This window comes from Desulfovibrio intestinalis, from assembly GCF_014202345.1.
Classification (GTDB): domain Bacteria; phylum Desulfobacterota; class Desulfovibrionia; order Desulfovibrionales; family Desulfovibrionaceae; genus Desulfovibrio; species Desulfovibrio intestinalis.
The window spans coordinates 312,634-338,460 of record NZ_JACHGO010000004.1 but is presented as its reverse complement, the minus strand read 5'-3'; the positions used below and the strand labels follow the sequence as shown (position 1 = coordinate 338,460).

23 protein-coding genes are annotated in these 25,827 nt (G+C 57.1%); 9 read left to right on the top strand and 14 right to left on the bottom strand.

Annotated features, from left to right (window positions below):
• Positions 1-261: 261 nt before the first annotated feature.
• Complete coding sequence (locus HNQ38_RS08215; RefSeq protein WP_183719276.1) at positions 262-723, bottom strand: nuclear transport factor 2 family protein; 462 nt, start codon at positions 721-723, stop codon at positions 262-264.
• Positions 724-943: 220 nt separating this feature from the next.
• On the opposite strand from HNQ38_RS08215, the gene cysK reads away from it, so the two are divergent.
• Together cysK and HNQ38_RS08205 are read left to right on the top strand one after the other, a co-directional pair.
• Complete coding sequence (gene cysK / locus HNQ38_RS08210; RefSeq protein WP_183719274.1) at positions 944-1,867, top strand: cysteine synthase A; 924 nt, start codon at positions 944-946, stop codon at positions 1,865-1,867.
• 321 nt (positions 1,868-2,188) lie between these two features.
• Complete coding sequence (locus HNQ38_RS08205) at positions 2,189-3,145, top strand: chemotaxis protein (RefSeq protein ID WP_183719272.1); 957 nt, start codon at positions 2,189-2,191, stop codon at positions 3,143-3,145.
• A gap of 362 nt (positions 3,146-3,507) precedes the next feature.
• Here HNQ38_RS08205 and HNQ38_RS08200 read toward each other — a convergent pair whose 3' ends face one another.
• Positions 3,508-3,780 carry a CD3324 family protein gene (locus tag HNQ38_RS08200; RefSeq protein WP_183719270.1) on the bottom strand — a complete coding sequence of 91 codons (273 nt, stop codon included), beginning with the start codon at positions 3,778-3,780 and terminating at the stop codon, positions 3,508-3,510.
• A gap of 683 nt (positions 3,781-4,463) precedes the next feature.
• Between HNQ38_RS08200 and HNQ38_RS08195 the strand changes: the two genes are divergently transcribed.
• Positions 4,464-5,741: a DUF4910 domain-containing protein gene (locus HNQ38_RS08195; protein WP_183719268.1), complete on the top strand. Its 1,278-nt coding sequence runs from the start codon at positions 4,464-4,466 to the stop codon at positions 5,739-5,741.
• A gap of 250 nt (positions 5,742-5,991) precedes the next feature.
• On the opposite strand, the gene HNQ38_RS08190 is transcribed toward HNQ38_RS08195, so the two are convergent.
• Positions 5,992-7,641 (bottom strand): sensor domain-containing diguanylate cyclase, encoded by a 1,650-nt coding sequence (locus HNQ38_RS08190; protein ID WP_183719266.1) that lies wholly within the window; start codon positions 7,639-7,641, stop codon positions 5,992-5,994.
• A gap of 500 nt (positions 7,642-8,141) precedes the next feature.
• On the opposite strand from HNQ38_RS08190, the gene HNQ38_RS08185 reads away from it, so the two are divergent.
• Positions 8,142-8,942 (top strand): DODA-type extradiol aromatic ring-opening family dioxygenase, encoded by an 801-nt coding sequence (locus HNQ38_RS08185; RefSeq protein WP_183719264.1) that lies wholly within the window; start codon positions 8,142-8,144, stop codon positions 8,940-8,942.
• Between the two features lie 819 nt (positions 8,943-9,761).
• On the opposite strand, the gene HNQ38_RS08180 is transcribed toward HNQ38_RS08185, so the two are convergent.
• The 6 genes from HNQ38_RS08180 to HNQ38_RS08155 form a co-directional block, all read right to left on the bottom strand.
• Positions 9,762-10,454, bottom strand: a complete 693-nt coding sequence (locus HNQ38_RS08180) for a DVU0298 family protein (RefSeq protein ID WP_183719261.1) — start codon at positions 10,452-10,454, stop codon at positions 9,762-9,764.
• Between the two features lie 141 nt (positions 10,455-10,595).
• Positions 10,596-11,195 (bottom strand): LysO family transporter, encoded by a 600-nt coding sequence (locus HNQ38_RS08175; RefSeq protein WP_183719259.1) that lies wholly within the window; start codon positions 11,193-11,195, stop codon positions 10,596-10,598.
• A complete protein-coding gene (locus tag HNQ38_RS08170; protein ID WP_183719257.1) occupies positions 11,192-11,548 on the bottom strand; it encodes a LysO family transporter in 357 nt (118 codons plus the stop codon). The genes HNQ38_RS08175 and HNQ38_RS08170 overlap by 4 nt, the downstream gene beginning before the upstream one ends.
• 448 nt (positions 11,549-11,996) lie before the next feature.
• On the bottom strand, positions 11,997-12,863 hold the full coding sequence (locus tag HNQ38_RS08165; protein WP_183719255.1) for a hypothetical protein: 867 nt from the start codon (positions 12,861-12,863) through the stop codon (positions 11,997-11,999).
• Entirely contained in the window at positions 12,845-14,098 is a 1,254-nt protein-coding gene (coaBC, locus tag HNQ38_RS08160) for a bifunctional phosphopantothenoylcysteine decarboxylase/phosphopantothenate--cysteine ligase CoaBC (protein WP_183719253.1), read from the bottom strand. Before coaBC ends, HNQ38_RS08165 begins: the two co-directional genes overlap by 19 nt.
• Positions 14,095-14,724, bottom strand: a complete 630-nt coding sequence (locus HNQ38_RS08155; RefSeq protein ID WP_183719251.1) for a hypothetical protein — start codon at positions 14,722-14,724, stop codon at positions 14,095-14,097. Before HNQ38_RS08155 ends, coaBC begins: the two co-directional genes overlap by 4 nt.
• 128 nt (positions 14,725-14,852) lie before the next feature.
• Here HNQ38_RS08155 and queA point away from each other — a divergent pair, with 128 nt between their 5' ends.
• From queA to HNQ38_RS08130, 5 genes are all read left to right on the top strand, one after another.
• Positions 14,853-15,950, top strand: a complete 1,098-nt coding sequence (queA, locus tag HNQ38_RS08150; RefSeq protein WP_183719249.1) for a tRNA preQ1(34) S-adenosylmethionine ribosyltransferase-isomerase QueA — start codon at positions 14,853-14,855, stop codon at positions 15,948-15,950.
• A gap of 201 nt (positions 15,951-16,151) precedes the next feature.
• The gene (locus HNQ38_RS08145; protein ID WP_183719247.1) at positions 16,152-16,376 is read left to right on the top strand and encodes a ferredoxin family protein; all 225 of its coding nucleotides are present in this window, start codon (positions 16,152-16,154) and stop codon (positions 16,374-16,376) included.
• Positions 16,373-17,488, top strand: a complete 1,116-nt coding sequence (gene vorB / locus HNQ38_RS08140) for a 3-methyl-2-oxobutanoate dehydrogenase subunit VorB (protein ID WP_183719245.1) — start codon at positions 16,373-16,375, stop codon at positions 17,486-17,488. Before HNQ38_RS08145 ends, vorB begins: the two co-directional genes overlap by 4 nt.
• A gap of 2 nt (positions 17,489-17,490) precedes the next feature.
• Positions 17,491-18,306: a thiamine pyrophosphate-dependent enzyme gene (locus tag HNQ38_RS08135; RefSeq protein WP_183719243.1), complete on the top strand. Its 816-nt coding sequence runs from the start codon at positions 17,491-17,493 to the stop codon at positions 18,304-18,306.
• Positions 18,299-18,838: a 2-oxoacid:acceptor oxidoreductase family protein gene (locus tag HNQ38_RS08130; RefSeq protein ID WP_183719241.1), complete on the top strand. Its 540-nt coding sequence runs from the start codon at positions 18,299-18,301 to the stop codon at positions 18,836-18,838. The genes HNQ38_RS08135 and HNQ38_RS08130 overlap by 8 nt, the downstream gene beginning before the upstream one ends.
• A gap of 135 nt (positions 18,839-18,973) precedes the next feature.
• Here HNQ38_RS08130 and lpdA read toward each other — a convergent pair whose 3' ends face one another.
• The 5 genes from lpdA to HNQ38_RS08105 all read right to left on the bottom strand — a co-directional run bounded on the left by lpdA (position 18,974) and on the right by HNQ38_RS08105 (position 25,616).
• Positions 18,974-20,377: a dihydrolipoyl dehydrogenase gene (gene lpdA, locus HNQ38_RS08125; RefSeq protein ID WP_183719239.1), complete on the bottom strand. Its 1,404-nt coding sequence runs from the start codon at positions 20,375-20,377 to the stop codon at positions 18,974-18,976.
• 39 nt (positions 20,378-20,416) lie between these two features.
• On the bottom strand, positions 20,417-20,812 hold the full coding sequence (gene gcvH, locus HNQ38_RS08120; protein WP_183719237.1) for a glycine cleavage system protein GcvH: 396 nt from the start codon (positions 20,810-20,812) through the stop codon (positions 20,417-20,419).
• A gap of 190 nt (positions 20,813-21,002) precedes the next feature.
• On the bottom strand, positions 21,003-21,473 hold the full coding sequence (locus HNQ38_RS08115; protein WP_183719235.1) for an OsmC family protein: 471 nt from the start codon (positions 21,471-21,473) through the stop codon (positions 21,003-21,005).
• Positions 21,474-21,485: 12 nt separating this feature from the next.
• Positions 21,486-23,081: a sodium:solute symporter family protein gene (locus tag HNQ38_RS08110; protein WP_183719233.1), complete on the bottom strand. Its 1,596-nt coding sequence runs from the start codon at positions 23,079-23,081 to the stop codon at positions 21,486-21,488.
• An 810-nt stretch (positions 23,082-23,891) separates the two neighbouring features.
• Positions 23,892-25,616 (bottom strand): sigma 54-interacting transcriptional regulator, encoded by a 1,725-nt coding sequence (locus HNQ38_RS08105; protein WP_183719230.1) that lies wholly within the window; start codon positions 25,614-25,616, stop codon positions 23,892-23,894.
• Between the last annotated feature and the right edge of the window lie 211 nt (positions 25,617-25,827).

Below are 25,827 nucleotides of genomic sequence, written 5' to 3'. Positions count from 1 at the left end.
TAAACGGAATTTCTATATTTCTCCACCACTCCAGGCGGAAATAAAACGGCGCGGCAAACCCGCGCAATCGGGTTTGTCATTGCGGCGGATTGCACATGAAACTGGCACATTACGGCGAACGTTGCTCGCCTGCGCCTGTTCGTGGCAGGGATTGTATGTAAATGCTTGCAGAACAATTGATTCATTCCATCCGCAGGTTGCTCCAAACAAAAAGCCCCGTCGATGACGGGGCTTTGGCAGTATTGGAATGTCGCTTGGAGGCTACTGGATCTTGCAGTTGCCGTCCCTGCAATCAGTGCTGGCAACAACGGGCGTAGCCTGGAACAGCACGACCTGATCGCGGTTCTGGTTTTTCACGACCACCAGGGTAAAGCGCATAAGGCCTTCTGGCAGGGCAGGCACAGCGGTGCCCTTGAAGGAGCCGTTGCCCGTCAGCAGCGTAGCGCCGCCGATCATCGTGGTGCGCACATTGATGATGGTCAGGCGGTCAACCACCAGTTCCTTGTTTTTGATGGACTGGATAAAGTGTTCCTTGTCCTCGATATGCCCGTTAGCGCCGATGTGCCAGTAATTGGGAGCCAGCAGGGTTTCAAGGGCAGGGATGTCGCCTGTCATGACGGCTTCGGTATACAGAGCCACTGTATCGGCCTTGGCCTGAGCCAGACTGGCGGAAAGGCAAAGAACAAGAGCGAAGACAAGAGATGCGGATTTGAGAAATTTCATGGTGTCCTCCGTCGTTATGCTGAGCCGTCTGTGCGGCGCAAGGCTGTCGCGCGCCGGGAGTTGGCCCGGCATGAACCTGTAGGAAAGTTTGCCAATGGATGCACTTTCCTTTATTCTCTAACCCTGACTGTTAAGCAAAACGCGTCTGTTGTAAAGCTTCACCTGCCCATCCCACAGGATTTTCGGGAATTTCCCTACGACAATATGAGGTTTTCTCGCCATGCTGACCAACATTCTTCAGGCAATTGGCAATACTCCCCTGCTGCGGCTTGATCTTTCACAGGAACTGCCCGGCACGGTCTGGCTCAAACTTGAGAACCGTAACCCCGGCGGCTCCATCAAGGACCGTGTGGCTTTTCATCTTATCGAAAATGCTCTTCAGTGGGGCGAACTTGAGCCGGGCGGCCTTGTTGTTGAAGGCACCAGCGGCAACATGGGCATTGGTATTGCCCTGGTCTCAGCCGTTCGCGGCCTGCGCTGCGTGCTTGCCATGCCGGAATCTATGAGCATTGAGCGGCGCAATCTGCTCAAGGGGCTCGGCGCCGAACTGGTGCTTACCCCGGCAGCCAAGGGAATGACCGGAGCCGTTGAAGAAGCCCGCCGTATTGCCGAAGAGCAGGGCGGATTCATCCCCGGCCAGTTCACCAACCCTGAAGCCGTGCAGGCGCACTACAAAACCACCGGGCCTGAAATTTACAGCGACAGCGTTGGCAAGATGGATGTGCTTGTTGCGGGCGTAGGCTCCGGGTCATCCATTACGGGTGCTGGCCGCTTTTTGAAAGAGCGCATCCCCGGCTTCAAGGTTATTGCCGTGGAACCTGCCGCTTCTCCCGTGATTTCTGGCGGCAAGGCTTCGCCGCACCTTATTCAGGGTATCGGAGCCGGATTTATACCCGCCATTCTTGACCGTGCGCTGCTGGACGAAATTTTGCTGGCTGACGCTGAAGAAGCTCTGGTCACGGCCCGCCAGCTTATGCGCAGCGGCATTGTGACAGGCATATCCACCGGGGCCAACGTGGCGGCAGCCCTCAAGGTTGCGGCTCGCCCGGAAATGCAAGGAAAGAATATCGTCACCTTTGCCTGCGATACTGGCGAAAGGTATATGTCCACCAGGCTGTTCACCGATATGACGCAGCCTGCCTAAATCTGCCAAGGGCCTGCCAGGGGGGCCGCATTTGCCCGTGCCCGTGTGGCAAGGGCAAGGCGGCCCCTGCGGTCTGTGCTGGCTTTTTCACTCGCGTTGTGGTCATGACGAAGGCAAATAGCGCACACGGCATCGGGTTTTCGTACAGGTTTAGATTGGGTTGCCTGTAAAACAGACGCGGAAAAACGATATTTTTATTTTTAGAGCTAAATACTTATTTGTTCTGGTCGATAAGTTGGACAGAGAAGCGAGCGTTTCAGGGGTTGCAGTTCCCACATGCGGCACATTATCGTAGTCCAGTTTGTTTAATGGAGTATTTTCATGGCGCAGACCAATATTTTGCTCGAAACCGGCACCAATGAACTCGAAATAGTTGAGTTCTACGTCAACCAGGACGGCTATGAGGCCCACTACGGCCTCAACGTGGCCAAGGTGGTTGAAATCGGTCGTCGCCAACCCGTGACCGCCATGCCGGAGATGCGTCACAAAGCCCTGCTGGGCGCGTTTTTACACCGTAATGGCCGTATCGTGCCGCTTATTGATATGGCCCGTTTTTTGGGCAGCGCCCCCATCACCAATGAAGACGCCAAGGTTATTGTTACAGAGTTTAACGGCGTCTGTACGGGATTTCTGGTGTCCGGCGTCAACCGCATCTACAGGTTGAGCTGGACAGATGTGGAAGCCCCGGGACAATTCTTGCAGAACATGAGCCGCAGCTCCGTCACTGGTGTGGTGCGTCTTGAAGAGCGCGTTATTTTTCTGCTGGACCTTGAAGCCATTGTTGCCGAGCTGCACCCGGCGATGGCCCTGCGTTTTGACACGTCAGACATGGACGCTTCAGACGGTAAGACCTACAAAATCCTGCATGTGGACGACTCCAGCAGCATACGCAGTCTGCTTTTGGAGCTGCTCAACAAGGAAGGCCGCTTCAAGGTTGACCAGTGCGTCAACGGGCAGGAAGCCTGGGACTACCTGCAGACCGTGCGTGACCGTTGCGAAGCTGAAAATCGGCCTGTATCGGACTTTCTGCAAGGGGTCATTACCGACATCGAAATGCCCGCAATGGATGGGCTCGCCTTGTGCAAGCGCATCAAGGAAGACCCCATACTCAGAAAATTGCCCGTAGCCATTTTCTCCTCAATGATTAATGACAGCCTTGCCAAAAAATGCGCCTTGGTCGGGGCCGACGCCCAGTATACCAAGCCTGATCTCAAGGCTCTTTCCGTAAGGCTGCACGAGCTTATCACCACTGTCTGGGGCCAGCAGGTTCAAAGCTAGGCCAATAGCCAGAATATTGAGCTGGAACAAAAATGGCCCGTTTCGTGTATATCGAAAGGCTCTCCATACCTTGGTATGGAGAGCCTTTTTTGTGCTGCTGTGGGCACAGCGTGACGCGCAATGCGTATTGGTGCGCCATACCGCGGGGCATTTTCAAGCAAAATCACGCAGCGTGCCCTGACCGTGAAATCATCAAGATGCGGTAGGGGGCAGGCCGATACGCCCGCAGCAGGGCTGTATACATGCTCCGTAAATGTGCTTTCGCAAAAGCGCGCTTTGAACTGCTGCAATCCGGGGCCAGCGGAGCATACTCCTTTTGCCTCGGCAAAGAAAAAGCGCCCCGGGGATCGGGGCGCGTGCAATCAGCCGTTTTTGGCGGCGTTGATGATCTTGTATATGGTTTTTGTCGACAGAAAATACTGCCTTGCCAGTTCTGCAACAGGGCAGCCATTATTTTTTCTGGCTACAATTTCCCTGTTTCTATCCTGAAGTGTTTTTTTTGCTCCTGACAACGCACCCCAAGGCAACTTTTTTAAGGTCTGCCGCGGAATGTATATATATTCACCGTTTATATATTCTTGAATTTCGCACAGTAATTTGTGCGGTAATACATCGCCTGCATTTTTATAGCTCATTATGCTCCTCCCAATTGTATATCAGGATCGAGCAGAAGCTATTGCTTAAGAGTTTAGATTGGTATGCAATAGCTTCTGCTATGCATAAAGAACCGAATCAAGAAATGTGCGCATAAAAATCCTCATTAAATAATTTTTTGTATTTTTTAGTCTGCTTTTGCAGTAGTGTCAACGCGTATACCTTTGTGTATATGATGTGCTGCGAGGCGTGCTTTATTCCGCCATGGCAGAGTGTTAACCAGAAAATACGTAAAAAAATTGCCAATTCGGAAAGCTAGTTACAGCAAGTTATTTTTTTGCCGGGCTTAATGCTGCAAACAGTGCTGGACAATCGGCGGTCTTTTTGCTTCCGTATGGCCCGTATAGCCCCGTGAGCCGGGGCGATGCCCGGCTGGCGGTTGACCTGCCAGCCATGAAAATATGAACAGGATCGAATATCCGCTATTTTCAATACTAGCGGACCCGGGTGTGACCGGGTGAGGCAACAAGGGGAGAGCGGCGAGAGGGTTCCGAACGGGGGCCAACGCCGCGCGTTGAGGCGATCTGTGGGGTCGCCATCTGTGCAGGAGGGAAGATGCCGTTATTTCATAGCCAGTATGGCCCAAACAGAGCGGCTGATCTTTTTACCATACTTTTACGTCCGCGCACCCCCGGGCGGACAACAGGCGCGCAAGGCTCTTCCCATGCCAAATCTGCACAGCTTTCTTCAGCGGCTTTTTTCCATTTGCCGCAGCATCACAGGCAACGGCGTCCGACAGACTCTTTCCATAATCAAGGAAGAGATGCCGGACTTGCAAATACATGAAGTTCCCTCGGGTAGCCAGGTTTTTGACTGGACCGTGCCAGACGAGTGGAATATCACCGAGGCAAGGCTAACCGGCCCCGACGGCGAAGTCATAGCCGATTTTTCTTACAGCAATTTACATGTGGTAGGCTATTCAGAGCCTGTGGACATCATGCTGCCTCTGGAAGAGTTGCAGGAACATCTGCATTCCCGGCCAGATCTGCCCGAGGCCATTCCTTATGTGACGTCCTACTATGCCCGCCGCTGGGGCTTCTGCCTCAAGCACAGTGTGCGCCAAAAGCTCAAACCCGGCATGTACCACGCGGTTATCAAGTCCACGCTCGCGCCCGGGCATCTTACCTATGGCGAACTGGTGCTGCCCGGGAAAAGCGATAAGGAAGTTTTTCTCTCCACCTATGTGTGCCATCCTTCAATGGCCAATAATGAGCTTTCTGGCCCTGTTGTGGCGACAGCTCTGGCCCGCTGGCTGCTGGCGGCCCCGCGCTACTATACCTATCGCATTGTTTTTGTGCCCGAAACCATCGGTTCCATCACCTATCTCAGCAGGAACTATCAGCAATTGCGCGAGAGGGTGATTGCCGGGTTTAACCTGACATGCCTGGGTGATGACCGCGCCTATTCCTACCTGCCAAGCCGCAAAGGCGATACCCTGGCAGACAGGGTAGCTCTGCATGTGCTGCGGCATTTTGCCCCAGACTTTGTAAGCTACACCTATCACGACAGAGGCAGCGACGAGCGGCAGTATTGCGCTCCTGGGATTGATCTGCCCTTGTGCAGCGTCATGCGCACGAAATATCACGTTTTTCCAGAATACCACACTTCGCTGGACGACTGCTCGCTGGTTACGGAAAAAGGCCTTCAGGGCGGTTTTGAAATAATGCGCAAGATTCTTGAAGCTCTGGAAGAAAACGTCACATTTCAGTGCCGGGTTTTGTGCGAACCGCAACTGGGCCGGCGCGGCCTTTACCCCACCTTGAGCACCAGATATTCCTGTACCGAGCAGGTGGATCTCATGATGGACCTGCTGGCTTATGCCGACGGCACAATGACCTTGCTTGAGGAGGCCGAAGCCGTTGGCGCGGATATTTTCCGGTGCAGCGCCGTTATGCGCCAGCTTGAAGAACAGGGCGTGGTGAGTCACAAGCCTATTGGCTGAACCGCCCCCTGAGCGCAGTTTTGTAAAGAAACGCCAGAGTCGATACATACCGGCTCTGGCGTTTCTGATTTTTGGGCTTTGCCGGAACGTGCGTGCTGCTAGTTGCAGCGACGGCTTTTCCACGCGCTTCGCACGGTTGAGCAATAGATAGCTTTCGTTTACGGCGCATTTGTAATGGCGTTTACGCAACTGATAAACAATGCTTACGCCTTTACGCCGGACAGCCGAGGCCAGCAAAGGGCTTTATGGTTCAAGGCCGATGTGCCTCGTTGTTGCACGCGTGAGAGAATTCCATCCTGTCCTTGCCGCATTTTTTTGCGGTATAGAGAGCCTTGTCTGCCTGCTCCAGAGCATCCTCAAACCTTTGCTCGTCCGGTTGCCAGCGACTGTGCCCCATGCTCAGGCCCACACACAGTGTTTGCCCTTCAACATGTATGGGCTCCCCGACGGTGCTGATAATGCGCTGCCCCAGTTGAGCCATGTCCAGAGATCCGGTTACGCTGTTTTCCAGCACAGCCACAAACTCGTCGCCGCCAATCCGCACCAGCATGTCACTGGCCCGCAGGCTTGCGGCCATGCGTCGCGCCACTTCGATGAGCACCAGGTCGCCAATGCGGTGCCCATGCCCATCATTGACAGGTTTGAAGCCGTCCAGATCCATATACAGGATGTCGGCGTGACCGTGATTTTCACGCAGACGGGATAAAATCGATGGCAGCCGCGCCTCAAGCCCATGCCGGTTGAGCATCCCCGTGAGCTGATCTCTTGTGGCCGTACTTTCGAACCGGTTTTTGTCGTCCTCGCTCTTGGTCAGGTTGTCCACCAGGGTATCCAGGGCCTGAGAAAGCACGTCAATTTCGCGTATGGACGTATTATGGGGCATGCTGGCCGGTTCACCCCGGCTCATGCTGTAAGCTGCGTTGGTAAGACTTTTGAGAGGCTCAATAATTTTTTCAGCCACCTTCCACGCGGCCCCGGCGAAAACAAAGGACAGTACAAGGCAGGACAGCACAATGCGTACAATGATGGCATGCACAGGCGCATAGGCTGTTCCCAGCGGCTGCCGGGCTACCACGGACCAGCCAAGCCCCGAGTATTCCCTGAATCCCGTGCCGTGGGCCACAGCCGTAAGGTATGCGCGGCCATCGGGCCATACCTGAATATCCCAATACGGCACGGTGCTTTGCTTGTCTTCAAGCATTGGCAGGCTCAGGCTGTTGCCGATGAAATGCTCGTTGCCCAAAAGTATGGTGCCGTCGCGGGCCACGACAAAAAGCTCTGTATCCGAGCTGACTGCCGCGTCCTGCAAGATGAATTGCCGTATATTTTTGGCCCATGTCCAGCTTAAATGGGCCGCAAGCACCCCGGTGATCTGACCAGAGGCGTTGCGCACCCGCATGCTGACATCCACAAACTTCATAGGCTCGCCATCGGGATTGGGCAGATGCTTGGAAAGCAATACGGCATCGTGCACATCACCGATGAAAAGTCCCTTGATGCCTTCTTGGAAAACCGGGCGCTGCGAAATATTATTGCCCACCAGCAGGTTGTCCGTGGCGGCCAGCACAGTGCCTTCGGTGTCGGTAAGCCCTATCCACGAAAATGTGGGCATGGTCTGCTTGAGAGAGTTCAGCATGGCCGTGATTCTGGCCGGAGAATGGTCGTTATCCTGGCTGAGCACGGCGCGCAGCAGCTGTATTTCCTGACTCCAGAACCACATGGATCTGTCGAGGGTTCTTGAGAGGTACCGGGCCTGATCCGTCAGTTGTACACCTATTCTGCTTTCGGCCTGTTCGCTGGCCTGACGCCCAATGGCCAGACTGAGTACAAGACAGGAAATCACAACAAGAACAACGAACGTAGCAATAAAGCGCGTCTTAAGGCTGTAACTCGTACGCATGAAACCTTCCGTGGGGGAGTTGCGGATTGCGTTGATCTGATTTCTGATGGAGCAATGCAGACAGCCAATATACTCGTAGGGCTGCCAATTTCAAGGGAAGAGCTGTTTCTTTAAATATTTTCTGCTTATGCAGGTGGTTAGGGAGCTATGGCCGGGCTAGGGTGTCGTATCGGCAAGCTGAAAACGTCATGGGCTCTGGCGTATTGTCCAACATGACTTACTTTACTGAACAGGTATATGACATAACTTGGCGGTGTTGAGCATTTTACCTTTGAAAAAGTTTAAATGCCCTGACGCTGTACAAGAGTGCAGCGCGCCACAACGTGGCGTGGATTCAGCCGAAAATCACATTTTGGGGCAGAATGACAAATTTGAAATGAACAGCTTTCAAAGTTAATTTGCTCTAGTTTTGAAACTGCGGTGACTATCCCCAAACATCGAAAGCGGCTATTCCCTGTGTGAATGGCTCTTGTGGAGCAGTCATAAAAGAAGGAAAAATCATGTCGAAAATTCCAGCATATTATATCCCTCACGGCGGCGGACCCTGCTTTTTTATGGACTGGAATCCCCCGGACACGTGGGACGCTCTGGGAACCTGGCTGGGGTCCTATGCGGCAGCCCTGCCTGAAAAACCGCGTGCCGTGCTGTTTTTTTCCGCACACTGGGAAGAGCCGGAGTTTACCCTGCTGACCACACCCAAGCCGGGTTTGTATTATGACTATTATGATTTTCCTCCGCACACCTATGATCTGCACTGGCCCGCCCCTGCGGCAGATTTGAAGGAGCGCGTGCGGCAGCTGACATCCGGCGCTGGCATGAAGCTGGCCGAAGACAGCACCCGGGATTACGACCACGGCGTCTTTGTGCCGGGCCTGTTGGCTTTTCCGCAGGCAGACATGCCCGTGGCGCAGATTTCGCTCAAGCGCGGGCTTGACCCCAGGGAGCATCTGGCGCTCGGGCGGGCTCTGGCTCCCCTGCGGGATGAGGGCGTGCTTTTTGTGGGCAGCGGCATGAGCTTTCACAACATGCGTGCCTTCCGCTATGGCAGCAACGAGCCCATACCAGGGGCGGATGCGTTTGACGCATGGCTGACGGAAACCGTGTGTCACTCAAACCCTGCCGAAAGAGAAGAAAGGCTGGCCCATTGGGCGCAGGCCCCCGAAGCCCGTTTTGCGCATCCGCGCGAAGAGCACCTTATACCGCTCATGATTATTGCCGGTTCCGCACCGGAAGCTTCCGGCAGCCTCGCCTGGCATGGCCGGGCCATGGGCGCGCCGCTGAGCGCCTATGAGCTGGGGTAACGCTACACCCGGCGGCCGAGTGAATCATTGCAGTGGCGGAGCCTTGATGCGCAATGCTTTTGTGCATTCAGCCATTTACGGGGTGTGCGTAAAAGAAGAAATATTTGTGCGTAACATTGATAACATACTTAAATAAAACAAAAAGATTTGCACATTGCAGCGGGTGCCAGCTTTGGTGGGGTGGTTCAAGGGCTATGTCTTGGGCCACCCTGTTTTTTATGTGCGAGCCTGTGCTGCTTCCGGCAAGTGGCCGAGGGTAAGTGCTGGAGCAGACTGATAGTGAGGATGTTCTACACTGAAAAACAGGCGGCACCGCAATGGCTCCGGCGCGGATACATTGCGCCTCGCGCTGGCTGGCAAGTATGAAGGTTCTGGAGCAGTAAATTTTTTTGGAGTATTTCAACTTTGAAGTGCTCAGATGGCTGCGTGAGCAGACGCCCGCCGTAGCGAGCGTGTCTTAAACTTTGAGAATATATATTCTCAAAGTTAATCTGCTCTAGCAGGGCTGATGGGCAGGCCACTTTCGGGCCGGAACTCTCCGGCCTGAAAGCAGGCTGTATTATAATTGAGAATAAGCACGGCAAAAGGCGTGATGCCTTTTGTGCAGAACTGCCTGTTTTGCGCGGCGGAACTAAGACACGGCTGCGCAGGGCACGGCTGGCGCGTTCATTGAGAGCGCCTGCTGAAGTGCCATCTGAAGCGCTTGGCGGATGCGCCATACCGTTACGTCAGGCCGTTATGCCTGCTATGCCCGCCTGACGCGCTTGGCGTTGCGCCAGACAGAAACGGTGAACTGAAGCGGCGGGCTGTGGCCTGGCCTCAGCCCGCAAGTTTTTCCAGAGCCTCGCGGGCTATCTGGCTGACGCCTTTTTCATAAATGTCGTTGCCGTCAAAAAGCTCGCATGTCTCGTCGTGCTCTGCTTCAGCCAGGCGGCGCAAGGCAGGGGCGTCCATAAGGTCGGGCGGCAACTGGCTCAAGGCCCAGGCAGACATGCCCCGGCAGATGATATCCTCATCTTCCAGACCGTGAATCAGCCATTTACGCGCGCCAAGGCACAGTTGCGGGCGGTCTTGCGCAAGGCGTCCGATGGCCCAGTAGCAAGAGCGACGCAGGAGGGCGTGGTCGCAAAAATTGTCGTCGTGGCCGAGGTCAATGATGTAGGAAATGAGGATGCGGTGAAAATCTTTGGCAAGGGGCTCGCTGGCTGCCAGAATTTCGCCAAATGCTTCCGGGATGCCCCAGCCGATATTGCCGGATTCTTCATTGAGGTGCCACATGAGGCGGCGAACGATGTTTTTGGCCGCTTCTGGCTGGCTTTTGGCAAGGCGGGCTGTCACCTGCCCCAGCGCCACGGCTGCCCTGTGCATGGTCTGGGGGCCAAGCAGCAGGAATGAAAACAGCGGTCCGACGTTTTCAAGGCCGCCTTCTGCGATTTCATCCAGATGGGTGCGCCATTCTGGACTATTGATGCAATCCTTCAGTTTTTGTTTGGCTGAGCGCATTCGGGCCATGATCCATATCCTCCGGGGGCAGTGTTCTGGCTCCGCTTATATAGTTATAGTTTTTTTCCATTCTGGCAAGGCGGTGCGCCACATTGCGTTCATGACAGATGCCAGCCCTCGCCGCCAGCGTAATTCCTGCCTGTTATTACCTCAAATGCCGCAAAAGAAAGTCACCCAGAAGGGCACGCTGAAGTCCAGCACCAGCGCATGTACAATGGCGATAAATATCCACTGGTTTCCGGCATAGCGTGTAATGACGGGCAGGGTTGTGTCCATTGTGGAAGCCCCGCCGCAACTGATAGCCGCCGTTGGGCCGATAAAACGCACCATAAGAGGCGTGAAAAGCAGCGTTATCAGTTCGCGGCTGATATTGCTGAGAAGGGCAATGGTGCCCAGTTCCGGCCCTTTGTACTGCGTGATGAAGATGGACGAGAGTGAATAATAGGCAAAGCCCGCACCCACGGCCATACATTCGGCTGCGCTGTACGCAAGAAAAAGACTGACCAGGGCTGTTCCCGCAAAGGTGCCCACCGTAGTGGCAAGGGGAAGCAGCAGAACGCGGGGCCGCAGGGTGCGCAGCATCTCTCCAAGCCGTCTGTCCGACCCCATTGAAATGCCCACAAGAACCATAAGCAGCCACAACACATAGAGCGTCATGTCATGCTCAATGAAATAGTCCGGCACAAAGCCGGCACGGGCCAGCAGCAGCCCTGCAATAAAAAAGCCCATAATAACGAGGCTGCCGTTCATGAGCGTGCATCCTTGTTACCGGAGGCGGGCGAGGCCATGCCGTCAGAAGACGCGGCGGCAGAAAGCAGGGTAAGGGCGGCGGGTTCCGGCGGCTGGCGGAAAAAGCGGCGGATGCAGAGCACGCAGACAAGAGACCCCGCTATGCCTGCAAGAGTCAGCACGATGGCTGTGCCGCCCAGCTCCGGCAGGGCGGCCATAAGGATGCTGTTACCTCCCACTGAAATGCCAAGGGCAAAAAGCAGCAGCACAATAGCCGGGGAGACGCAGCGTGTGAGCAGGGTGGCCAGCGGTTTGCCGCGCAACAAAAAACCCGCGGCAATGCCCAGAAACATGAGGCCGATGGCAATAAACACAAAATCCTCCGAACCTGAAAAACATTGACGACAGCCAGCATTGAAATCAGCGCAGGGCTGTGCCTGGCATGTCTGCCCTTATGTGGCCGTGACCCAATATACGAAAGCAATTTACCGTTGAAACGCTGTGCGCTTTAAAATTGTTATTCTGCCAAAATTACGATTTTTGGCTAAACCCGTGCCGTGGTGCGTCGCGTAAAACTCTCGTGCAGGGTTGGAGCCTTTAAGCTTGCCCGAAGTTACCATGCTCCATATCTGGCGCGACGAGACCCCGCTGGCAGAAGCCTCGCGGCCAAACCGTCTCAAAATCGGAGAATATTCATTTTGAAAATTTGACATCGCAGCATGGCGTTTCGAAAGAACGTGATTTTCGCTCGGGGCATGCTCAAGGGGCAGGGGGCCGCTGTAGTTGCTGCCACGCACCTTGCCCTTGAAAGGCTGAAATACGTTAGCGGGCGACCTGTCGCAGAGCTTGCCGTAAAAAAGCCAGCATGGAGGCATAGCGCTGATCTTCACGCTGCATATAGTCCACATCCCACAGTACCCACACCATATGCCCCTTGTAGCGGGTTTGTTGCAGAGGGCGCAGGCCGGGGGGCAGCCCCAAAGCCTTAACTGCTGCCGATCCCATAACCACCACGCCGCGCGCGCCAAGGCGTGAGGCCCCTGACCAGAAGGCGTCCGCATGGGGCACAAGACCTTCTTCCTGATCGGGCATGCGGTCTTCCGGCGCGGCGGGCAGGCCAGCGGGCCAGAAGGTGTGGGTTCCGGCAGGGTGCGCCAGATCCTGAAGCAGTTTTTGCAAAAAGCCCCTGCGCTCAAGACGGCCTTCAGCCTGAGGGTCGCTGAGGTCAAGGCCGAGATTCCAATACGTCCACAGGATCAGGCCGGGCCGGGTTTTTTCCAGTTGCTGGCGCCAGGGGGCGGGCCAGACATGCGGCGGCAAGGGCTTCCACAGGCGGCTGTCAGACGTGGTTTCCGGCGCGGCGGATTCTGCGCGGGGCGCAACACCAGCAGGTGCGGTGCGGGCTGTGCCTTGAGAGGATTGTGCGGCTGAACGGTGCGGTGTCCTCGCGGCCTGTCCGGCTTGTCCTGCCTGTCCGGAAGGGCCTGCTTGCCCGGAGGGCGCGGGACGAGCGCCCTGCCTGCCAGTGTAGGCTGTTGAAGTGCCTCCCGCGGCTCCGCGCACTGGCGGGCGGGCAGCGGTCTCGGGCTGCGGCGCCGCAAAGGCGTCAAATCCTTCGGGCATGAGCAGGTTGGATAACCCGCGGCGCTGCCAGAGGGCGGACAGGGGATTTACATACGCAAAAGCCACGAACACAACTCCCAGGCCACGTCGGCCTTGCTCTGGTTGGGCCAGATTTCTTCGCGCCCGTTGGCGTCCACCACAGCCATGCTGTTGGTGGGGGAACAAAAACCGCTGTCTGCGCAGTTAACAAGGTTGCCCGCCAGAAGGTCGGCCTTTTTGCGGCCAAGTTTGGCGTGGGCCAGGGGCAGCAGGGCGTGCATGTCCGGTGCGGTTTCAGCGGCAAAGGCCAGAATTTTCTGGCCGGGCGCGCGTTTTTCCGCAAGACTTTGCAAAATATCAGGGTTGGGCTGGAAGTCCAGGCTGAACCCCTGCGGGGCCTCGGCCTTTTTAAACTTGCGCCCGCCAATGGGCTTGGGCGAAAAATCCGCCACCGCTGCGGTGAACATGCCCACATCCATCTGCGCCCACAGGCTGGCGGCCACCGCGTACATGTCTCTGGCGCTGATCACGTCGCGCCGGGCGATGCCCTGTGGCATGCGGGTGCGCACGCCGGGGCCGCAGATGGCCGTCACTTCAGCGCCGCGCAGCCATGCGCAGACGGCCAGTGCCGCGCCCATGAGGCCGCTGGATGGGTTGGACCAGAAGCGCACGCCGTCCCATGCCTCACGCGTGGGGCCAAGGGTGACCATAACGCGCTTGCCAGCCATGTCTTGCGGAGTCAGCGTCCGCAAGGCAGCCAGAAAAATGTCGTGCAGGGGGGCAAGCCTGCCTTCGCCTTCATCGCCGCAGGCAGTGCCGCCGCAACCGGGCGCAACGATGCAGGCCCCCCGTTCGCGCAGCAGGGCCACATTGGCCTGGGTGGCGGGGTTGGCCCACATGCGCGGATTCATGGCCGGGGCGATGACCAGGGGGCCGTCAAAGGCCAGAGCCTGCGCGGCCAGCATGTCGTCCGCAGCGCCGTGGGCAAGGCGAAAGAGCGCGTCAGCCGAGGCAGGGGCCACGACCATTGCATGCGCGTGCTGCCCCGGTTCCAGATGGGCGAAAATCTCCTGCCCCTGGGTGAACATGTCTTCATAGACAGGTGTCGCCCCCAGAGATTCAAAAAGCATGGGTGTTACAAAACGCCGCGCCCCGGGCGTGAGCGTGACCGAGACGTGGATGCCCATGCCGCGCCATGCCCGGAGAAGATCCGTAGCCCGGTAGCAGGCCACGGAGCCGCACACGCCGAGATGCAGCCGTTTGTGCTCAAAGCGGGTGCTGTGGTCAAAGGGCGTTTTCAGGCCGCTTTTCTGATCGTTCATAGGCTTCGCTCCTGTAGACCGCCGCCGCTGCTGTTGCTGCCGCCGTACGAACCGCTGCTCTGGCTCGAATGCCCGCCCTGCGGCGAGGTATTCATGCCGCCGGAATCGCTTGAGCCGCCAAGGCCGCCGGAATCGCCGCCAGTGCCGCTGTTGCCCGTGTTGGCGGCGTCCTGCATGGGCAGGGGCGCTCCGTCGGGCAGGCGGTCTGCAACCCAGATATTCAGAACAGTCAGCATGGTCTGGCTTTCAAAGGTCAGCACAGCCATAGTAGCGCCACGGTCATAAACATAGACGGCGCGCGCACCCTTGCGCAGGGCCATGCGCAATTGCCAGCCCTGGCCTTGCAGGCCGGAGTACATGATTTGCGCCGCAAACCCTGTATCTACCTGGCCGCGCAGAACTTCCAGGCCCTGGCGTCCGCCGCCGGGACCAAAGTCCTGAAAGCCATGTGAGCCATAGCGCTGCATGCCCGCAGGCGTGGGCACGCCAAGCAGCAGGCTTGTGGCAGTGTCCGTGCCGCCAGTCAGAGGGTCGTTGGAAAAAGGATTTTCCAGCCCGATAGACGCGCAGCCCGGCAGGGTAGCGAGAAGTGACAGTAACGTAAGGATGACAAGAGGCCGCCGCATGGCTATACTCCTTCCCTCCCTTCGTCATATCGAGGGGAGCAATCACGTCACCCTAGCCTCAACGCCTTGCGCTGACAAGAGCAGCAGGGCCGGAAAGGGCGGGAACATATAACCAAGGCTCGGAAGCCATGCATATTGAGGAAGCGGATTTTTTACTGGAAAATTACCGTTTTGACCTGCCGCAAGAACAGATAGCCCAGTTTCCCCCCGACGAACGGGGCGGTTCACGGCTGCTGGTCATGCCGCGTACCGGCGCACTGGACTTGCGCCACGAAAAATTTAGCGACTTGCCGGACTGCCTGCCCGAAGGGGCATTGCTGATAGCAAACAACTCCCGTGTTTTGCAGGCGCGTCTTCTCGGTACGCGCTCCACGGGCGGCAAGGTGGAATTTTTGCTGCTCACGCCCCTGCCATTAGTGGTGGAGATGGCCAAGACCGACAAAAACGGCGGCTTTTCCGCCGAGGCAGAAGGGCTTGTGCGCTCCGGCGGCAGCATTCGTGAAGGGGAATCCTTTGATTTTGGCGCGGGCATTAGCGTGACCGTGTTGGAATCCGGCCCGTTCGGGCAGCGCCGTGTGCGTCTGGCCTGGAAGGGGGATCTGGCGGCGGCCTTTGCGGCAACCGGGCATATTCCCCTGCCGCCCTATATCAAAAGGCCCGATGCCGAGGATGATCTGAGCCGTTACCAGACCGTCTATGCCCGTCAGGACAAGACAGGTTCTGTGGCCGCGCCCACGGCTGGCTTGCACTTTACGCCGCCCCTGCGGGAAAAATTGGCCGAAAGGGGCTTCCAATGGGCGGAAGTGACCCTATATGTAGGGTATGGCACATTCAGCCCGGTGCGCAACGCCGACATCCGCAGCCACCGCATGCATCGGGAATATGTAGAAATTCCCGAAGCCACTGCCCTTGCCATTGCCGAGGCGCGTGCGCAAAAAAGGCCCGTCATTGCCGTGGGCACCACCAGTTTACGCGCTCTTGAGGGCGTAGCGGAACTGTGTGGCCGCGTGCAGGCGTACACGGGCTGGACAGATATTTTTCTTTATCCCGGCAGGCCGTTCCGTGTGGTTGATGGTTTGGTGACCAACTTCCATCTGCCGGAATCTTCACTGCTCATGCTGGTATCAGCCTTTGTGGGCCGCAAGCGCATGCTTGATGCCTACGCAGAGGCCGTCGCCCAGGGTTACAGATTTTTTTCATATGGGGATGCCATGCTGATCCGCTGACGCCCTTTGCCGCTGGTTGTCCGCTTTTCCGGCATGCCGGAACGGCGGCGGCCTGTGGCCGTCTTGCCTCACGGGGTTGTCCCGCCGGGGCATGACAGGGCATTGACGAGGCTTTGACGGCAAAGCTTCGCGGAACGGGCCTGTCGCCAGACTGTCCGTTTCCCTCCCCCCGCAGCGGGCAAGGCACCTCAAGGAGCATACATGTCACGAGTCGTTTTTCTGGAAGAACGCTGCAAAGGCTGCCGCCTGTGTGTGGAAGCCTGCCCCGTGCATATTCTGCGGCCTTCCGGCCGTTTTAATCGTCAGGGTTACGAGGTTATGGAAATGGACGGGCGGTGCATTGGTTGCGCATCCTGTGCTATTATGTGCCCCGATGTGGCCATTCGCGTGTTCAAAGGTCCAAACAAGAAGGGAGGCGAGGCATGAGTCAGGGCCAAAACTCCTCTGAACGTATTCTCATAAAAGGCAACGAAGCCGTGGCCTTTGGCGCTGTGGACGCAGGTTGCCGCTGTTATTTCGGCTACCCCATCACGCCGCAGAACGAAATTCCCGAAGTGCTCTCCTCGCTGCTGCCGGAAAACGGCGGCCAGTTTGTGCAGGCCGAAAGCGAAGTGGCGGCGGTGAACATGCTGCTGGGCGCTGCTGCCTGCGGCATACCGGCGCTCACGTCTTCTTCAAGCTGCGGCATATCCCTCATGCAGGAAGGCATTTCTTACATGGCGGGCAGCCATATCCCCGGCGTTATGGTCAACATGCAGCGAGGCGGCCCGGGCCTTGGCGATATTGGCCCTTCGCAGGGCGACTATTTTCAGGCAGTCAAGGGCGGCGGTCACGGCGACCACCGCAATCTGACGCTGGCTCCGGCCACGGCGCAGGAATGCTATGACTTCATGTTTCGCGCCTTTGCCCTGGCCTTCAAGTACGCCAACCCGGTCATGGTGCTTGGCGACGCCATTGTGGGCCAGATAAAGGAACCCGTGCGGCGCGTGGCCCCGGCTGACGCTGTATCGCCGGAAGCTCTGGCGGCCATGAGCAAGGACTGGAGGCTCGAAGGCTTTGGCAAGCGTGGCGCAGGAGCGTCTCCGCGTCTGCTCAAGTCTGTGTACCTGGCTGAAGGCGCGCTGGCCGAACGTAACCGTATGCTTATGGCGAAACATGAGGCTATGAAAGCCGAATGCGCCTGGGAATGCGTGGACGTTGAAGACGCCGAACTTGTGGTGGTGGCCTTTGGCTCCATTGGCCGCATCGCCCGCAGTGCCATACGCCAGTTGCGGGCCGAAGGGCACAAGATAGGCCTGTTCCGTCCCATCACGCTCTTTCCTTTTCCTGAAGAGGCCCTGCGCGCCATTGCGCCTGGCCGCCGCTTTCTGGTTATGGAACAGAATACGGGGCAGATGGTGGAAGATGTCCGGCTGGCACTCTTTGCCCAGCCCGGCATAACCGGTTCTTCCGTGCTCTGGCACGGCATCATGCCCGGCCTTTTCATCGGGGCTGACGCTTTGCGTGATCCCATGCTACAGGCCCTCAAGGAGAAATAGCCATGTCAGTTCAGCAAATAGACGCCCAATGGCTGCCGCAAGAGGGCGAAACTCTGGTTTTTGACGTAAATCCCGTGCTCAACGAGCGCCATACCCACTACTGCCCCGGCTGCCACCACGGCATCGCCCACAGGCTGGTGAGCGAGGTGCTGCACGAACTGGGCGTGGCAGACCGTACCATTCTTGTGGCTGCGGTGGGCTGCGCCACCTTTACCTATGACTATTTCAATGTGGACGGCCTTGAAGCCCCGCACGGACGCGCCTGCGCCGTGGCTACGGGCGTGCGCCGCGCCCGGCCCGAATCTGTGGTGTTTACCTATCAGGGCGACGGCGACATGGCCGCCATCGGCATGGCCGAATCCCTGCACGCCGCCAACCGTGGTGAAAAAATCACCACCATTTTCATCAATAATACGGTGTACGGCATGACGGGCGGGCAGATGGCCCCGACCACCCTGCTGGGGCAAAAAACCACTACGACACGCCAGGGCCGCGACATCAACAATGAAGGCGGGCCCATCCGCATGGCCGAAATTATGGCCCAGCTGGACGGCGTAGCCTATTCCGCGCGTTGCTCACTGGACTCCGTCAAAAACGTGCGCGCCGCAAAAAGCGCTGTGCGCAAAGCTTTTGACGTGCAGTTGCAGGGGCTTGGTTTCGGCTTCATCGAGCTGCTTTCCGGCTGCCCCACCAACTGGCATCTGGACCCCATTGCCGCCAACAAGCGCATTGCCGAGGCTATGATTCCTGTGTTTCCGCTGGGTGTGTACAAGGACGTAACGGCGGGACAGGAAGCCGGGGAGGCAGGCCGTGAGTAAGTATCAGGACGTCATAATCGCCGGGTTCGGCGGCCAGGGAGTCATGCTGATAGGCAACCTTCTGGCCCAGGCAGGCATGGAGCACGGCCTTGAGGTAAGCTTCATCCCCGTGTACGGCGCAGAAATGCGCGGCGGTACGGCCAACTGCACCGTTGTGATGGATGAACACGCCATCGGGTCGCCGCTGGTGCGTGAACCTTTGTCTACCATTATTCTCAACGAACCCTCGTTGACCAAGTTTCAGCCCCGCCTGCACAAGGACGGAGTGCAGGTGGTCAACGCTTCTCTGGTGGACAAGGGACTTCTGGACGCAGCCCTGCGCACGGTCTACATCCCGGCCAACGATATGGCGCACGACCTGGGTAATGTGAAAATGGCCAATATGGTGGCTCTGGGCGCATGGCTCAAGGCCACGGGCGGTTTGCCGCTTGCCGTGGTGCAAGAGGCGCTTAACCGCGTGATAAGCGCCCACTACGCCAAGCTTATCCCCCCCAACATAAAGGCTCTTGAAGCTGGCTATAACTTTGCCTGAGTATCCTGCCGTCTGAATTCTGGCGGGGTATGTTCCGCTGCGGCAGCATCATGATAAACAGTAGAATCCCCGTGGTTTTCCACGGGGATTCTACTGTTTATGCGCGTCTGAAATCCGGCCGCCGGCTCTTTGGGCTTACTGCCGTGCGGCCTTGTGGCAAAGTTCGTAAAAACCTTCCGCCAGTGTCGGATGAGCGTGAATGGTGTGTGCCACGGCATCAGCCGTTGCACCTGTGCGGATGGCCAGGGCGGCTTCTGCCACAAGGTCAGTGGCGTGCGGGCCGCAAAGATGTGCGCCCAAAATGGTGTTGTTTTCAGCATGGGTCACCAGCTTGAACACTCCGGCAATTTCACCCATGGCGTGAGCCTTGCCCAGCTCCCTGACCTGCAGCAGCGTGCTGCGAACTGGCAAACCGCAGGCCGCCGCCTGTTCTTCCGAAAGCCCCACGCAGCCGATTTCCGGCGTGGTAAAGATGGCCGAAGGCACGACGCTGTAATCGCAGGGCGCGGGTGCATCCAGATGCGCCACCACATGTTCGGCTTCGGCCGAGGCCATATGGGCCAGCATGACTTTTTCAGGGCCAAGAACGTCGCCAATGGCATATACGCCGGGCATGGATGTTTGCAGGCAGTCATCCACCTCGATCCAGCCTCTTGGCGTCATGGCTATGCCCGCATCTTCAAGGCCGAGCCCCTGGGTTCTGGGTTCCCGTCCCACAGTGACAAAGACGGCCTCCGCTTCCAGCATGCCCGCAGCAACCTGCCCGGCATCCTGCGGCCGCGCGGCACCTGTCACCAGTTTTACAACACCCTGTTCCGTCACGGCAGAACTGACGGTTTTGCCGAGCTCGACGCGAATCCCCGTTTTTTTCATTTCCCGCAGCAGCAGCTTGCTCATTTCTGCATCAACCGACGGAATGGGCAGCAGACGGCTCTGCCCCTCGATAACGGTGACGGCTGCGCCGAATGACCTGAAAATGCAAGCCATTTCGCAGCCGATGACGCCGCCGCCGACAATAACGACGGACGCAGGCACATGCTCCAGCTGCAGTACATCGTCGCTGTTCAGGATATACTTATGATCTGCGGGCAAAGAAGGCAGGTCCAGAGGGCGTGAGCCCGTGGCGATAATGACGTTGTCGCTTGCTACAGGCATGGAGCATTCCTGTGTGGTCACCACCACTTCCCGGCAATCTGTTATCCTGCCTCGTCCGCGCATCAGCGTGATGCCAAGGCTGGCGCACGTTTTTTCCAGTCCGGACGCCAGCAGGCCGGTAACATTATTCTTGCGTGCAAGCAGGGCGGGCATGTCGATGGCGGCCCCGGAGCAGCCAGCGATGGCGTGGCTGCCTGCGTGGCGGATTTTTTCCAGCGTGTCGGCCGAGCTTTTGAAGGTCTTGGTGGGAATGCAGCCCGTGTGCAGGCATGTGCCGCCCACGGCCGCGCTTTCTACAAGTGTTACGCTGTGCCCGGCTCTGGCCGCTGCGAATGCAGCCGTATACCCGCCGGGGCCGCTGCCGATGATAGTCAGTTTTCGCATGTTGTTACCTCGTGCTGCGCGTGACGTCAGACGCAACGGTTAAGCCAGCGACCCCAGAAATTTCTGGTATTCTTCGGCAGAGAGCAGGGGGGCAGTCTGCGGAGCATCGGTCTTGCGCAGGCGCACAATCCAGCCTTGGCCGTAACAGTCGCTGTTCACAAGCCCGGGCTGATCCTCAAGGCTGGCGTTGGTTGCTGCAACTTTGCCTGACACCGGAGAAAACAGGGCATTGACCGATTTCATTGATTCCACGGAACCGAACTCCTTTCCTGCCTCAAGCATGTCGCCCACAGCAGGCATGTCCACATAAACCACTTCTTGCAGCTGGGCCTGCGCAAAATCTGAAATTCCCACGATGAAGCCATCGTCGTCTTCAAGCAGCCAGATGTGTTCGCTGGTATAGGAACGGTCCTGAGGCAAGGTGTTGTCAGTCATATTTTCTCCTTATGGTTGCCCGGTGTGAAAAGCCGCCGCGCTTCCTGTTGCAAGAGGCGCGGCGGCGGGTCCGGAAAGGCGGGAGCCTGCATCCTGGCGGATGTTTATGGCGGCAGGGGCTTGACTGCCGCCTGACGGGAGTCCGCCGGGCGAAGCGTCACCGCCTTTTCGGTGTAGTGGCCTGTTGGTGCTAGCTTTCGGCCTCGTCTCCGGCCAGTCCTCCGGGCAGAGGGTAGGCGTGGCGCTGGCCGTTAAGAATGAAGCTGTAATTGATCTTGCTGGACGCCTTGAGCATGCTGGCTACAGAGCAGTATTTCACTGCACCAAGCTCAAAAGCGCGCACAAACCTGTCCAGGGTGATGCCTTGGCCTTCAACCGTGTATTCCACGTTGATTTCGGTAAAGATCTGGGGGATTTCATCGCGGCGCACGGCATCGGCGGTTATGTTGAAGCTCGTGTACTCAAGGCGCATCTTGTTCATGGCGTGCCCCACTTCAATTCCGGTGCAACCAGCCATAGAAATGAGCAGCATCTCCATCGGCCGCACGCCCTGATTGCTGCCGCCGTAAATGGCTGAAGCGTCCATGATCAGGCTGTGCCCGTCGGAATCCTTTCCCTCAAAAGTCATGTTTCCTTTCCATTCCACGTGAATCTTGGGCATGATGAGAAATCCTTATATCGTAGTGGTTTTTTTGCGTTCTGTACTGAAAATAAGGGCGACCCAGGCGCAGAGGACAGTCAGGAAGGCCGTCATGCCCCAAAGGCCAGTCTGGTAGAACCATGTACCGGCAGCCATGAGGGCTACGCATAGTGCAATGGCAAGCAATACCGATATGTTGCGCAGTATTTTGATGCTGCCGGAGGGACTGATGAAGTCCCATCCCTTTTCTGCCAGGGATACTGCGGTCATGCCGATGATGTTGGCAGCCATTGCCACCCATACAGGATGGATTTTGAGGTAAAAGCTGCTTACGGCCCATCCGCCGAGCCAGTTCCATACAAGACCTGCGCCGCAGCCGGCGATAAGGGCGGTCAGCGCGCCGCGCGGCGTAGCCACGCTCCAGAAAAGAGCTGCCACCATCGGAGCGAAAGTTGCGCCGTTGCGGGCTGTCCATGCGAAAATGTTCCACCATGCCGCCTGTTCGGAGCGCAGGTAGCCAAACAGGATCATGAGGCAGGTGAGGGCGAGCAGTGAAAGGCGGGTAAGCTTGACAAGCTTGGCGTCATCGGCATCAGGCCAGATGGCCGAGCCCACATCACGTCCAAGGCTGGTAGCGCCGGAGAACTGGCAGGGGGCGCCCCAACCCAGGGCGCAAGCCCAGATACCCAGAGTGAACAGGCCAACCATGGGGCCAGGCAGGGTTTCCATAAGATACTTGGGCACGGCCACGAGGCCGCGCGCGTTGCCCGGCATGGCAATGGCCGCAGCTGCGCCCACAAGTACGCCCATAGCTATGAAGATAACGTTGAAACCACTGGCGATAAGCAGACCCTTGCGGCCCTCGTCAGCGGTCTTGCACGAAAGTGCCATCTGAAAAGCGGCCTGGGCCAGCAGCACGTTGATGAGGAAGGTGCCGAACCATGCCAGGATGGTTTGCAGGCCAACGCTGGTAAGGTTGCCGTACTTGGCGTCCTGGGTCAGCAGTTCGGCCACCGCGCCGAAGCCGGGATTGACCGCAATGGCATAGATGGCCACTGCGAACATTATCATGAAAACAAAGAAGTTGGCGGTCTGCGTCATGGCCACCGACCACATGCCGCCTGCGCTGAGAAAGACATACATGAGTGCGGCCGTGAGCACTACGGAGAGCAGCATGTCCATGCCTGTGATGGCGTTGATGCACGAGGCGAAGGCCAGCGCCGTGGCCACCGACCACATGGGAAAGGTAATGGCCGTGATGCCCCCGGCGATGCCCTTGGCGGCTCTGCCGTACTTGTCGCCAATCAGGCCGGAAATCGTGACCATCATGCGTTTGCGGAAGGGGCCGATGAGCACCAGTGCAATAATCAGCACATGGGTAAGTTCAGCCACGCCATACCAAAGGGCAGAAATGCCCGTGAGGTAGGACAGTTCAAGAATGGCGATATAGGTGGAGCCAGAAAACAGACCCGTGATGCAGAAGGCCACAGTCCAGCGGCTGAACTTTCGCCCGCCCACAAAAAAATCTTCACCCGCCTGTGCCTTTTTTTTGGCTATCTGACTCATGACGATGAGCAAGAGCGTATAGGCCAGGGCAAGCCCGAACATCCAAATGGCCGAAGATGACATGATTACTCCTCATATTTTTCAAGGGCGTTTTGCTTTCGCCGCGCCTGTTTCGCTGAAATGCCGTAGCAGCGCGAAACGGCGTGCGGCAACACCCGAACAGTTGACGCCAACAATCCTTGCTTACTGCGGAGCTGCAGCCGTAACGCGAAACTTATCCAGAGTTTTTACGCCTGCACGCATGGCCGCCTGTTTTGCAGCGGCGTTTCTTCAATTTTCAGTCACGACTGTCCGGCATGTTGCCCCATGCCGGACAGTCATATGTGACAACAGGCCTTCTAGAGCAGATAAACTTTGAGAATATGTATTCTTAAAGTTTAAGACACGCTCGTTACGGCGTTTAACCGCGCAACTAAATAGCTGAAGTTGCGCTTATACCTCCACGGCGGGCGTCTGCTCACGCAGCCACCTGAACATTTCAAGGTAGAAATGCCCTAAGCCCTCTCTTCTCCCTCCAGAGACGTGCGCCATCACCGCTGGCGACAGTTGGAATCTCTGGTATTCCCCGCTCATATGCCGGTGAGGAAATTCTGTAATTAGCAAACATTGTTCCAAAAAGTTCTTCTAATTATTGTAGCCTGTTATCGTAGTATGCTCCGGTGCATGCCTGAAGCGCGAGGCCAGTTGAGGACGCTTGTGCAGTTTTATAACATGCTATGATTTATTGATATTTTTTTGCAGTTATGGACAGCAAAAGACAAGGGCTAGTGGTTCAAAATCAAACCATATGGTTTGATTTTGAACCACTAGCCCCTTTATGCCGCTGTTGGCGGCTGATTGGCGGAATCAGGACTGGCCGTATCGGATAATGGTTTAGTTTTGAACCACGATGTCATATTCCCGCATTTTCCGCAGAAGCGTAGCGTGCGAAACACTGAGATCGCGGGCCGCCCCCCTGATGCTTGGCGCATTGCGCAGCGCGTTTTCAATGCACTGTTTTTCAAAATGTTGCATCTGTTCACGCATGGTGGCGTTTCTGGGCGGCGCAGGCTGGCCTTCCTGACGGGCAAAACTTTCCCATACCAGCTCTCGGTTGCCGAGTGAAAGGCTTGCAATGGTCAGGCGCTCCATAAAATTGGCAAGCTCCCGCACATTGCCGGGCCAGGAATACCGAAGCAGTATTTCTTCTTCCTGAGGATTCGTGTGGCAGTGGCAGGAATACTTTTTACCGAAGCAGGAAAGAAAATGCCTTGCCAGAGGCAGAATGTCTTCGCGCCGCTGGCGCAGGGGCGGTACTGAAAGGGGGATGACATTGAGGCGGTAGTAAAGATCTTCGCGAAAGGTATTCTCGCGCACCATTTTGAGCAGGTCGCGGTTGGTCATGGCAATGATGCGCACATCGAGCCTGACTGGCTTGCGCCCGCCTATGCGGTAGATAACCCCTTCCTGAAGGGCTCGCAGCAGTTTGACCTGGAGGGCCATATCCATTTCGCCCACTTCATCCAGCATAAGCGTGCCTTCATGAGCGACTTCGAGCATGCCCGCCCGGCTGGCGTTGGCCCCGGTAAAACTGCCTTTTTCGTAGCCGAACAGCTCTGCTTCCTGAAGGTGATGCGGAATGGTGCCGCAGTTGATCTGCACCAGAGGGCCGTGGCGGCGCTTGCTGTGGTTGTGAATGTTCATGGCTACAACCTCTTTGCCCGCGCCGGTTTCCCCGGTGATGAGCACGGTGGAATCCACGCCGCCCAGGCGGGCCGCTTCGTCAAGCAGGCGCAGCATGGCAGGGTTGTGGGCAATGATTTTTGTGCCCTTGAGGCTGGCTTCCTGAAAGGCCGCCAGCTTGCGGCGGCTGTTTTCTGCCTCTTCCTGCAACCGTGTGATTTCGGTCATGTCCTGCGCAGAAAGTACGCAGCGAAAAGGCCGCTGGTCGGCGTCGAATATGGGGGTGATGGTAAAGACGACCTGCTTGCCGCTGCAGTTCTCCAAAAGAGTGCTGCCCGCCTTGCGTGAGGACATGGTTTTTTTGAGCAAATCGGCCACAGCCATCATGGCAGGAGAATCCGGCTTGCGCAGGTTGTCGCAGTCTGGCAGCAAGGAGCGGATTTTATCATTGGTGTACAGGGGAACACCTTCCTGATCGAAGATCATGATCCCGTCAGTAGCGCAGTTGATGACTGCGTCCAGCTCTCTGTTATGGTAATCTGCGCTACAGAAGGCGTTGTATATCTTGTGGATAAGGTCTTTCTTGGTAAGTACACCTACCAGTTTGTCCTCGTGGTCGAGAACAAGCATTCTGTCTATGGGCAAGCTGCATGCGGCGCCAAACGTGGCGTCATTGCGGATGCTCACTAGGTCTACATCCATTACTTCACCGATAGGGGTCTCAAAGGATTTTCCCTGCCGTATGGCCTGCACAAGGCGAAATATGGTCAAAATACCGCGAACCTTTTTATCTGTGTCCAGAATGGGCACGCAGTTGACCCCGTGCCGCTCGTAAACTGGCAGGGCATCCTTGAGCCTGTGTTCAGGCGTCAGGGTTTCCGGGTTGTCATGCATGACCTGTTCGACAAGCATGCTTTCTTCGGGCAGTGCGGGCATGGATTTTACCTGTGCTGTGGTGGCGGATTGGGAGATCGTTGGGCCGATGCTGGCCTGAATAAAACGAAGGTTGGCGGCGGTGCGCCCCACAGCCTTTAATGTGCCTGAAACAGTGCGTTGTTGGGGGAAAACGGGGCCGCACCTCTCCGGTGCAGCCGCGAGATACATCTTCCTTGAATTTAGTGAAACTTTATCAAGCTTGTAGCGCGTT